Genomic DNA, 11,608 nt, shown 5'->3' with positions numbered 1-11,608 from the left:
GGGAATCCCCCATCTGTTTCGGGGAAAAATTGCATGACTGGCCTCACCATATTAAAAAAAAGCCGACTTTTTCAGTGGTCTCGGACGGTTCTCGTGCATCATTTTGGGTGTGTGGGCGCGGCGCGTGAGGACGGTTCTCGTGCATCATTTCAAGGTGTGCAATGCGAAGCTTACGCATGAAAAGGCCCGACTAGCGGATAAGAGCTAGTCGGGCCTTTATGCGCGGAACTATTTCGTTGTTTTGAAACATCTTTTCTTCAAGATAAACCATTTTGAGACATGAGAACCGTCCCCATGCATCACATCACCATGAAGCAAAAGAACCGTCCCCACGCATCGTTTTTTTATACGAATCAGCGACTGTTTGCGGGATGAGGTCCTGTGCCAGTAGGTGGTTAACAGAAGTGTTCATTTTTTCAACCCAGTTTTCTTTTGAGCCGTATAGTGAGACGAGCTCCTCCTCACTGAACAGGGTCATGAAGTCACTTCTCACCATATAGGTTGCGAGCGGGTTGTCGGACAATGGGTGGCGGAGTCCGCCAATGACGTTGCCGTGTGCATCCCTGGCAAATTTCCCTGTAGCGGGGTCGACCTTCAGCCATTTATCCTCAGCAGTCGGGAAGTATTTCTTCGGATCCACATCAGGGTTCGCTTTTTTAGCTACAGCAAAATCATAAAGGTTATCGAGCGCGCCGCTTACAAACATATCGATGTGCAGGTTGCTTTTCAGCGTATTTGGCAGATCGGTTACCGGGTACTTGCGCGGTGCCACCCCGGCTTTTACCAGTGCATCATTATTCTGAATGATTGGCGAGATCGCATCAGAGTGAGGCGCGTTGGCGACTTCGTATTGTCTGAAGATATCATATTGGCTGTTTTGATCTTTTTTATTTTTATAAGAAGGGAATAGTCCTGCACCTTCCTTAAATCCCGATTCTGCCTGGGACATGACCACCATTGTCGGAACACCCATTGCCTTAAAAATGGTTTTTGGAGTATTCTTGTCAGTTAACGACGGCATGATCGCTCCCGAAGGCTGGATGGAGGCAGGTATAGCGCCTACCAAATTATAATAGCCATCAAACAGGTATTGATCCTTTTCAGCATTGTATAAGTATGGCTGGAACACGTTGGTATACGTATTTTCATACATGCCGGACTGGCTTTGCCCGCCAAGGAACACAAAATTAGGCTTCGTGCCAAGGATTTGCCGGCTTTGTTCGTCATCCTTCAAGGCTACCCCAAGCTGCGACAGCATATCCCAGAATAGCCCGTTTTCGTATTGCCCCGCCTTGTCCGCTGTCCAATCAATATCAGTATAACGGGCAGGGTCGAATTTTTTCAATGCCGCAACGTTTACGTCTTTAGACGTTATTCCGATATAACCGTGTCCATTTTGCATGAAGTATTCCCAGCTTCTTCTCCAAGTGTCTTCCATATCAGAATTATTGGAGGCGTTGAGAATATCGATATAAACCGCACCGGAAAAATTCTTCATATCCTGCGGCATGCGCACGATTATTCGGTTCGTGTAATCATATGGCCCGCTCTTGACAGTCGGAACATCGTTACCTTCGACATTGCCTAGCTCATAAATATTAGCCTGACCGGAAAGGAAGAATTCTTTTTCGGTATAATGATAGTCGTTCCAAATATCGACAGCGCCAACGGAATCCAGCATCGAGTTATAAGGGTGGCTCAGCTCGGGATGAACCGCAACATCCGGCTCCACCGTATGGAAGCCAATCTGTTCAGGGTCAAATGGTTTTTCGACAATCTTGCTTGGCTTTGCATCGGCCACCGCATTAATCTTATCCGCATTAGGTCCGCCAAAGCCTTTCTTTTCATTTACATAGTTTACGAGTTTGTCATAGCCTTCTTGTAAAATATATCCTTGATCTAATAGATTCTTAGCTTGTGTTAAAAATGGCTTCTTGTAATCTTTTTCAAAATCAGGGTACAGTTTCGCTATTTTGTCGGCAGTGAAGAACACCATGCTTCCGTTTGTTTCAAAAGGAAGGCCGTTTCGGCTTGCAAAATATGTGGCAACCGGATACTCGATGCGCGGATCGCGAATTCCTCCCAAGGCATTGCCGTTTTCATCCGTTTTCGTCGTGTAAAGGGTTTTTCCGCCTTCATTTTTTTTCGAAAAATCAATCCATTTATCGTCTGCAGAAGGGGCAGGAATTCCTTCGGTTACCCACTTATGCATGTTTTCCTGGACCGCATTGACAAAGCTTTGCAGATTCAAGTCGCTTTCATAATGGCCAGGGTCATATTCCTTTGGCGGTCTTCCTTTTCCGTTCCCCAGTTTAATTTCATCGCTAAACGGAATGACGTCGAGCGTCGGGTCTGTATGCGGCGCTCCTGCTACCTCATAAAATCTGAACTTGTCTTTCGTTGTGGACGAGTCTTGCATTCTTTCATAGGCAAATCCCGGCATGTTCGCAAAATTATGCTCAAATTCGGACATAATCACCATATATGGGACGCCCGTCGCTGAGTAGGTCGTTTTTGGCTGTGGTCCGCCGGAGTTCACATTGGTCGTACCGGGTCCGACGATATTCATATACCCGTTGAACAAAGGTTTTCCTTGATTGGAATTCTCCAGCATTTGTTCAAATAAGGTGATATACGTGTTCAAATAGAAGCCTGATTGGCTTTGTCCTGATAAGTAGACATATTGTGGTTTTAGCCCGCCAAGAATGTCTCCGGCGCTGTCACTCCGCAGTTTGGAGCCCAATTGCGACAGCATGTCCCAAATCAGGCCGTTTTCATCCTGGCCGTTTACTTTCCAATTGAGGTCAGCGTATCGCTTGCTGTCGAAATTTTTTAAAGCATTGATGGTGTCCGTTTTCGAAGTAATCCCGATATAGGCATGTCCTTCTTTCATATACCAGTCATAGCTTCGCCCCCAAGTATCTTCCAAATCGACGCCGCTTGATGCGTTTAAAATATCGACATAAACACGGCCGGAGAATTTGGCCGGATCCTTAGGAAATCTTACTAAAAGTCTTGTTGTATAATCGTTTCCGGACGATTGGATATATGGAACATCTTGCTTGTCAATGCTGTAAACATTGGCTTTTCCCGACATGAAAAATTCCTTTTCGTCATAGCTGTAGTCGTTCCAAATATCAACACGGCCGCTGGAACTATACATCGAGCTGAATGGATGGCTGATGTTAATCGGCTGGCTGTGAAAGGTCATGCCCTCCCCATAAGGAATTTCTTTTACTGTCGGAAGCTCCTTCATGGACTTCTTTATTTGTCCTAAGTCCTTGTGAGCATTGGCATTTTCTATTGCGGACGCTGCAGGTAGGCTTCCGCTGCCTGCGCTTGCTGCTGTTGCCGAAAGGCCGCCGCCAAACGGCGTAAGCAATAACATGACCGACAGCATAACAGTGGAAACCCGTTTGCTCTTTTTCATAAAAACCCCTCCTTTTTCTACTGTGTAAAAACGCTTACAAAATGTAATGCAATCAATTAAGGGAGAAAACCACCTCCAAGAAGCATGGATATTTGTTTATTAAACTAACTAATAAACTACCTTTAAGTATAAAATCAAAACGTCTATAATTCTATAGGTTTTTAGAATATTCGTAATAATATAGTGAAATAGTCCTAAGTGAGGTGAGACATGGGGACGGTTCTCGTGCATCATTTTTGGGTGATGTAATGTTGAAGCAGAGTGACGGTATTGCCCCTTTTCTATATATTGTTAGTGGAATTATTAGCACCCACTATTTTGAGACATAAGAACCGTCCCCATGCATCACTTTTGTGTAAGTTAAACTTACACATACGTCGGTAATGTTAACTGTATATTTACTGTTGTTACCTATATAATGTGGATAATTCTAAATTTTATGATTATTTTGGAAAGGGGATGGATATGAATTCGTTACAGTTGAATTTAAGGACGTTTTTGGAGAGGACGGCTAAGTTTTTTCCGGATAAAGAGATTGTATCAAGGGAGTCTGACGGCTCGATTTTTCGTTACAATTACTCCGAATTTTATCAACGGGTAAAGAAATTGGCTAATGTTTTAAAATCTTTAGGTATTGAAAAAGGAGATAAAATTGCTTCGATGGCCTGGAATAATCATCGGCATCTTGAGCTGTATTTAGGAGTCCCGTGCTATGGTGCAGCGCTGCATACCGTTAATATTCGCTATGGTCATCCCGAAATTATCTATACCATTAACCATGCTGAAGATAAGGTTTTATTTTTCGATGAAGATTTGTTGCCAATTGTGGAAGCGATTTCGCCGCAACTGCCTCATATTGAGGCATATGTCTTCCTTGGCAAGAACCTTCCCGATACCGAAACAAAACTTTCGCCGCTTTATTGTTATGAAGAGCTTCTAGAACAGGCGGAAACGGAATTCCAGTTTGAAATGCTGGACGAGTATACACCTGCCACCATCTGCTTTACATCCGCTACTACTGGGCTTCCAAAAGGAGTTACCTACACACAAAGAAGCCTGTATTTATACACCTCTGCCTTGCTTTATACGGATGTAACCGCCATCTCAGAGAAAGACTGCATTATGCCCATCGTCCCAATGTTCCATGTAAATGCTTGGGGGCTGCCTTATGCCGCCATTGCTACAGGTGCCAAATTGGTCTTGCCGGGTACTCGCCCAAATGCTCATCAGCTTTTGTCATTAATAGAATCCGAGAGTGTTACCGTAACGGCAGCAGCCGTCACCATCGGCGTTGAAATGGCCAATATTTTAGAAGAGCATCCCTATCAAATTTCCAGTTTAAGAGCATTGTTCCTTGGGGGACAAGCACCACCTAAAGCAATTATTGAAAAATTTCTCTATCAACACCGCGTTCCGGTCGTCCAAGGCTATGGCGCAACAGAAACTTCCCCACTAATTACATTTTTGCATTTTAGAAAAGATCAGGAAAACAACTCAGAGAGTGAAAATATACATTATCGCACCAGACAGGGTATCTTAATTCCTGGCATCGAAATGAAAATCGTCGATGAATTCGGTGAAGAAATCTTATGGGATGACCAAGAAATGGGCGAAATTCTGGCACGCGGCCCATGGGTTGCCAGCGAATATTTGAATGATGATCGTTCCGCCTCTTCCTTTGACAATGGCTGGTGGAAGAGCGGTGACATTGCCACGATTAACAAACAAGGGGCGATTCGGCTTGTCGATCGGAATAAGGATTTGATCAAGAGCGGCGGGGAATGGATTTCCTCTGTTCAACTTGAAAATGAATTAATGGCCCATCCGGAAGTGACGGAAGCATGTGTTGTCGCGATGCCTGACGAAAAATGGCTGGAACGTCCGCTGGCATATGTTGTCCTTAAGCAGGATGGAAATACAAGTTTACTAGAAGAAGAGCTAAGCCAATGGTTAGCGGCAAGATTCCCTAAATGGTGGCTGCCGGATCGGTATGAATTCACAAATGAAATCCCTAAAAATGCCAATGGGAAGTATAATAAGAATCTTTTGCGCCAGCGTTTTAGTGAAAAGCTAGTTTGAAAAAAATCATAAATTTACAAAACAAGAGGTGGGATGGGTATGGAGGTAACTGAAAAAGTACGTAAGAAGCAGATGAGAAAAGTGGCACTAGCCAGTATTGTAGGAACTTCTATCGAGTGGTATGACTTTTTCCTTTACGGAACAATGGCAGCGCTAGTTTTTCCGAAATTATTTTTTCCAGAATCAACTGCCTTTATGGGGGTTCTGCAATCTTTCATTACATTATTTATCGGGTTTTTGGCACGTCCGCTTGGGGCCATTGTCTTTAGTTCCTACGGAGATAAAATCGGGCGCAAAGCGGCCTTGGTCACTTCGTTATTGTTAATGGGAGTCAGCAGTACGGTGATGGGGCTATTGCCTACCTACGAAACCATCGGCGTGTATGGAGCAGTCCTGCTTGTTATTCTTCGGTTCCTTCAAGGAATTGGTGTTGGCGGTGAATGGGGAGGCTCGGTTACCCTTTCCGTTGAATGGAGCTCGAAAAAATCCCGCGGTTTAATGGGTAGTATGACACAATTAGGTGTTCCAATCGGAATGTTAGCCTCTACGTCCATTGTTTCGCTGTGTATTTTTCTAACCGGCGATAACTTTGGGGTATGGGGATGGAGAATTCCGTTTATTTTAAGTATTATCCTAGTCTTTATTGGATTATATATCCGACTTGGGATTGAGGAATCTCCAGAATTCGCAAAAATGAAAAAGGAGAACCGCACCGCCAAATCACCAGTCCTTGAATCCATTAAGGGATATCCTAAAGAGATTATTCTGGCAGCGTTTACGCGTCTGGCGGACAATGTGCCGTTCTATATTTATACGACTTTTGCCATCTACTATGCGACTGTGCATCTCAAACTAGATAAACAATTTATTACGAATGCTGTCTTGCTTGTTTCCGTCGTGTTCTTAGTCGCTGTTCCTTTGTCCGCTCATTTATCGGATCGATTCGGCCGGAGAAATATCACGCTCGCTGGGATGATTATGACATTGGTAATGGCTTTCCCGTATTTTTATTTAGTAAATACAGAGGTAAAAGGCCTGATTATTTTAGCTACGATGCTTGCAAGCATTGGGCCGGCAGTGGTGTACGGCCCGCAGGCAGCGCTGATTTCGGAAATTTTCCCAGTGCATTTACGGTTTAGCGGCTCGTCCATTGCCTATCAGTTTGCTTCTATAATCGCCGGAGGACTGGCCCCAACGATTTCATTAACCCTATTGGAAAAATTCAAAAGCACTACTGCCATTGGTACGTATGTGACGATTTGCTGTGTCATTTCGATTATCGCGTTAACGATGCTTAAACCGAGTGAAAAGAGGGTGTTGAAGGCAGATCCTTCTGAAGTGAGTCAAACCATATAATTGAATGAAACACTCTTAGCAGGTACTAGGCTGCTAGGAGTGTTTTTTTTCAAAAAAGAAAGATTATAATTCTGATTTGTAAGATTCAATGGACTCTAGCAAACATTTAATGAATTCCTTCTCAACGATGGAGGAATATTTATTCTTTGCTTGGATGCAGATGAGATGGTAGTTTGGCACTTCAATTGGATCAAAATAAGGGATTAAGCAAATATCGCCCCGTACAACCAACGGGTCTTTTTTCATCAAATCAGTAAAGAAGCCGATGGCTAAATCGTTTGCGATCACATTTTTCATCACTTCGTCATTGTTTGTATAACATAATATGTTTCCTTGGCCATACCTAGAAAAGATATCCTCCCATGTTTTTCGGTTTGGCCGTTCATTCCGGATGACTAAAGGGTAGTTCAACATTTCTTTAGGTGTGATCACATCCATTTTAGCTAATGGGGAGTTTTTGCTAACTGCAACCATTAGCTTGATGGTATACAAAATTCGGGCATTCATATAACGGGATACTTCCTTATGTGTTTCATCGGGGCCCATTATTAAACCAATATCCGTTTGGAAACTTTTTGCCTTTTCGATAATGGGAACAAGCGTATTTGAATCGATTTCCATTTGGATTTGTGGATATTCTAATTTAAAAGATTTTATAGCTTCTAGTAGAAATGTAGAGAAGAAAATAGCGGATGCCGAAATGGATAGGCTGCCCGGCATTTCCTTCGAATGATGGCCTAACTCTTTTAACTCCGTGATTTTATTCATAATTTCATAGGATAATTTAAGGACCGCTTCTCCTTTGTCAGTAAACGTGCTCCCAGAACGCGACCGTATAAAGATAGGGATGCCAAGCTCCGCTTCCAGACTGGATATTGCCTGGCTAACAGCGGAATGTGAAACATGCAGCCGATCCGCAGCCTTCGAAATATTCCCCCTCCTCGCCACCTCAATCACATACTCAAACTGTTCAATATGCATAAAATCAAGCCACCTTTTGAGACATGGGGACGGTTCTTATGCCTCATTTTCAGTAATAATTTCATTATAACAGACAAGTTTAATTTATTAATGTGGAACATGGGTGAAGCATAGGGACGGTTCTCGTGCCTCAATTTAGTACCATATATTTCACCCAATCCGCACTAAAAAATAGGTGCAGTTTTATCAAGGGAATTCGATTATGATGGAAATGGATGCAAATAAGCCAATTAGGAGGATTTTAAGTGTCGCAAGGATTAATCCATCATATCGAGCTATATGTTTCTAATTTAAAGATAACAGTTGATTTTTGGGGATGGTTTTTGGAGGAATTAGGCTATCAAGTGTATCAAAAATGGGATCGGGGCCAGAGCTGGAAATTGGGTGAAACTTATCTTGTTTTTGTGCAGGCAGAGGATAAATATTTAAATGTAGCATATCACCGATGCCGTGTGGGTCTGAATCATTTGGCCTTTCATGCAAGCTCCCGCCAGCAGGTTGAGGAAATAACGAGTAAATTGAAAGATAGAAATGTACAGATTTTATATGGGGAAAAGCATCCCTTTGCCGGCGGAACAGACCATTATGCGGTGTATTTTGAAGACCCGGATCGAATGAAAGTAGAATTGGTGGCACCTTCGCAGGAATGAAAGGCTTTTCGAAATGCCATCGTGGTGTGATTATGTTTTTCTATTCTATTTTGAAGCAGAAGAACCGTCCCCATGCATCAACTATGCCTCCAAATCCTCTCGGGCCTTTCGCGGGGAGTTAGGTTTAAGATGAAATAGCCGATGATAAGAATTAGGATGACCAGTGCGTTGATTAAGGTGTTTAATGCAGAATCGTGCTCCACGATGATGAGCCTGATCATTGCGGTAATGCCAATGTATAGAAAGTTTCGAATTGGAAAATGGTATTGTTCTTTGAAGTATTTAACAATCATCGCGATGAACTCAAAATATAAAAAGAAGAGCAGGATATTGGCAAAAAACTGCTGGTGGTCATGGCTGCCATTGTCCACCAACATCCGGCCAAAAATGAGTAATTCTTTCACCAATAATATTGCTAGAATGGTAGCCAGCAAGACAAGCGTCACATTCAAAAATAGTTGCAGAGCCCGTGGAAGTATCCGCATTAGAAAATAGAAATTCCTTTTCACTTGTTCCATGCACATCATCCCCTGTAAATTATGAAAGAGGCAGAGGGACGGTTCTCATGCCTCATTTTAGTACGTTGTTTTTTGATAGCTGCGTTGCCTGACCCCTATTTTGAAACACAAACCGTCACCGTGCATCACCGACATTTTGAGGCACGAGAACCGTCCCCATGCCTCATCCGTGCATCACTCCAGCTCGAAGGTGTGGCTGAAGTGGGTTTTGCCGTTTTCGTCTTGGATTTCTACTGTTGCTTGTTGTGTTGCTGGGTCGACGCGGAAGACGCCGTAGTTGAAGAAGTTGCCTTCTGCGTATAGTTTATCAGGTCCGAAGGTTGGGTCCAATGTACCTGGATTTATTTTTACCGCGCCAATTGGGCCGCTGATGAGTTCGTTATAATCCGCTTTACCATCGTGGTTGGCGTCATATTTGATGACTTCCGCAAAATGGACGTCGGTCGTGACGAAGAAGACGTTTTTGATTCCTTTTTCGATAATAAAATCAGAGATTTCCTTGAACTCGTTCTCATAGCCGGTTGGGTCATTCGGGTTAACATTGTCGCCGTTTGCCCATCCGTCCCGAGCCATTGCTTTTCCGGTTGGGATTGAGATTGGCACGGACGTCGCGATTAGTTTCACTTTGGAATCCGACTCAAGAAGCTGCTGCTTCAGCCAATGTAACTGCTCATCGCCAAGCATGGTTTTATCCGCACCATCGGCCTGGGTGTTCGGTGAGCGGTATCCCCGGTTATTAAGGATCATCATATCCATGGTGTTGCCCCAAGAATATTTGTGATAAAGCTTGTCTGCCTCACTGCGTTCACCTGAAATCGGCCAGTAATCTTTAAACGCACTTAATCCGGTTGGTGTCAGCGGTTGGGACGGTCCGGAAAAATCGTTCGTTACCTCATGGTCATCCCAAATCGCAAAGGTTCCTGTTTTTTGCAAAAGGCTGCGCAGTCCGGCATCGGTCCGGTTCTCCTTATACTTCGCCCAGAAATCCTGTACGGTTCCAGACGGAGGATTCGGAACGGCCGGTGTTGCATTATCAGCATAAATGGTGTCCCCGCTGAACAGGAAGAAGTCCGGATTTAAAGCTGCCATCGATTTGTACGATTTAAATGGAGGGATCTCTCCTTGGCCGCCCGTATCGCCGCCCCATACCATGGTCAGCGGTTTCAAGCTGTTTTCCTCCGGTGCCGTTTTGAAGGAACCGTTCACGCTATATTTGCTGGAAACCGAATGAGCACGGTAATAATAGGTTGTATCTGGCTTCAATCCGTCAATTTTTACATTAACTGTAAAATCATGTGCCACATCAGCCGGGCTTGTTTTTACAATTGTCTCTTTTTTAAAAGTGCTGTCCGTGGAAATTTCAAATTGAACATTTGTTGCCGCGTTAGTGCGTGCCCATAGAATCGCAGATGAATCGGTTACATCCCCGCTCGCCACGCCATGTGAAATAAACGGTTTTTCAACTAAATCGACAAGCAGGTCCGTATTGTTGGTAAACGCACCGTCCACACCCAGGGAAAGCAATGAAACCATATCGTCCTGAGCATTGACGGTCCACGGGTGGATGAGAAGCTGGTTCTGGTGGGCAGCCTCCATCAGCTTCGGAACAACCAGCTCCTTACTTGGGCCGACCCCCGCCGCGTATTCAGAGATTCGCTTCATTTCCTGATGGACATCTTTTCCAGCCAGCATGGCTCCAGTATAAAGCTGGATCAGCTTGACATCAGGGGCAAGTGTTTTTAACTTACGTAGGGAGTCCTCGCTGAACGATTCTAGAAAAAGCATTTCGCTGTCTAGGACATTTGTTTTTTTCAAAACATCAATGACTTTCTCTTCCATTCCAGGGTAAACGTTCGGCGCTTTTGTTTCCATATAAAGGCCAACTTTGCCATTTCCATGCTGCTTGACAAATTCGATGGCTTCCTCAAGGGTCGGGACCTGCTGTCCGATGTACGCTTGTTTCGCCTTGTCCGGGTAAGCTTTGTTAAACCAGGAACCTGCATCGAGACGTTTGATCTCATCGAGGGTAAAATCCTTGACCCGCCATGGGGCGCGGTCCGGATAAAGTTCCTTGGCATTCGTTGTCCGCGCGAGCGTTTCATCATGCATCGCGATCAGCTGACCATCCTTGGTCATTTGTAAGTCGAATTCTACATAATCGGCCTGCATCGTCATCGCCTGCTTGTAGGCTACAAGAGTATGTTCAGGGCCATAGGCAGAGGCCCCGCGGTGGGCAATCACCGCCACATCAGAGGTAAGCGGGCGCAAGGACGATTGCCCATTTTCAGTCGGAGAAATTTCAATAGGCTTGGCCAATGCCGCATAAGGGGCGGCGGCTGTTACCGCCAGAGACAAACAAGCTAATCCAGCTACTAAACTCTTTCTCATCTTTTCCATCATCTCCTGTAAGAATATGTATTCATATACAAAAATACAGGAGAAATATTGAGCCGCTATTAATAGAATTTGAGAATATTGTAAATCGGGCAAAAACAGGTCTTTTGATGCATGGGGACGGTTCGAGACCACTGAAAAAGTCGGCTTTTTTTTAATATGGTGAGGCCAGTCATGCAATTTTTCCCCGAAACAGATGG

Annotated in this window: 7 protein-coding genes; 3 read left to right on the top strand and 4 right to left on the bottom strand. The window is 44.2% G+C overall.

Features of this window, described 5'->3' with window-relative positions:
• Positions 1–304 precede the first annotated feature (304 nt).
• Positions 305–3,430, bottom strand: coding sequence for an alpha/beta hydrolase domain-containing protein (locus tag ACFPA1_RS28680; protein ID WP_378588508.1), 3,126 nt, complete (start codon positions 3,428–3,430; stop codon positions 305–307).
• Positions 3,431–3,895: 465 nt separating this feature from the next.
• Between ACFPA1_RS28680 and ACFPA1_RS28675 the strand changes: the two genes are divergently transcribed.
• Positions 3,896–5,509 (top strand): long-chain fatty acid--CoA ligase, encoded by a 1,614-nt coding sequence (locus tag ACFPA1_RS28675; RefSeq protein ID WP_378588505.1) that lies wholly within the window; start codon positions 3,896–3,898, stop codon positions 5,507–5,509.
• A 39-nt stretch (positions 5,510–5,548) separates the two neighbouring features.
• Positions 5,549–6,865: an MFS transporter gene (locus ACFPA1_RS28670; protein WP_378588503.1), complete on the top strand. Its 1,317-nt coding sequence runs from the start codon at positions 5,549–5,551 to the stop codon at positions 6,863–6,865.
• Positions 6,866–6,928: 63 nt separating this feature from the next.
• Here the strand turns inward: ACFPA1_RS28670 and ACFPA1_RS28665 are convergent, their stop codons facing one another.
• Positions 6,929–7,846 carry a LysR family transcriptional regulator gene (locus ACFPA1_RS28665; protein WP_378588496.1) on the bottom strand — a complete coding sequence of 306 codons (918 nt, stop codon included), beginning with the start codon at positions 7,844–7,846 and terminating at the stop codon, positions 6,929–6,931.
• Between the two features lie 245 nt (positions 7,847–8,091).
• Between ACFPA1_RS28665 and ACFPA1_RS28660 the strand changes: the two genes are divergently transcribed.
• Positions 8,092–8,496, top strand: coding sequence for a VOC family protein (locus ACFPA1_RS28660; RefSeq protein WP_378588493.1), 405 nt, complete (start codon positions 8,092–8,094; stop codon positions 8,494–8,496).
• Between the two features lie 77 nt (positions 8,497–8,573).
• Here ACFPA1_RS28660 and ACFPA1_RS28655 read toward each other — a convergent pair whose 3' ends face one another.
• Both ACFPA1_RS28655 and ACFPA1_RS28650 read right to left on the bottom strand, forming a co-directional pair.
• Positions 8,574–9,014 (bottom strand): phosphate-starvation-inducible protein PsiE, encoded by a 441-nt coding sequence (locus ACFPA1_RS28655; RefSeq protein ID WP_378588490.1) that lies wholly within the window; start codon positions 9,012–9,014, stop codon positions 8,574–8,576.
• Between the two features lie 174 nt (positions 9,015–9,188).
• Positions 9,189–11,402 (bottom strand): glycerophosphodiester phosphodiesterase family protein, encoded by a 2,214-nt coding sequence (locus ACFPA1_RS28650; protein ID WP_378588487.1) that lies wholly within the window; start codon positions 11,400–11,402, stop codon positions 9,189–9,191.
• Positions 11,403–11,608: the final 206 nt, after the last annotated feature.

This window comes from Neobacillus sp. GCM10023253 (assembly GCF_042653105.1).
GTDB classification, from domain to species: Bacteria; Bacillota; Bacilli; order Bacillales; family Cytobacillaceae; genus Neobacillus; species Neobacillus citreus.
Note: the sequence above shows the minus strand (reverse complement) of the source record. Positions and strands in the feature narration are given on the sequence as shown.

Bases quoted from the DNA above. Each gene is read 5' to 3' on its own strand.
- ACFPA1_RS28680 (WP_378588508.1), bottom strand. From the start codon at position 3,430: ATGAAAAAGAGCAAACGGGTTTCCACTGTTATGCTGTCGGTCATGTTA.
- ACFPA1_RS28675 (WP_378588505.1), top strand. From the start codon at position 3,896: ATGAATTCGTTACAGTTGAATTTAAGGACGTTTTTGGAGAGGACGGCT.
- ACFPA1_RS28670 (WP_378588503.1), top strand. From the start codon at position 5,549: ATGGAGGTAACTGAAAAAGTACGTAAGAAGCAGATGAGAAAAGTGGCA.
- ACFPA1_RS28665 (WP_378588496.1), bottom strand. From the start codon at position 7,846: ATGCATATTGAACAGTTTGAGTATGTGATTGAGGTGGCGAGGAGGGGG.
- ACFPA1_RS28655 (WP_378588490.1), bottom strand. From the start codon at position 9,014: ATGGAACAAGTGAAAAGGAATTTCTATTTTCTAATGCGGATACTTCCA.
- ACFPA1_RS28650 (WP_378588487.1), bottom strand. From the start codon at position 11,402: ATGAGAAAGAGTTTAGTAGCTGGATTAGCTTGTTTGTCTCTGGCGGTA.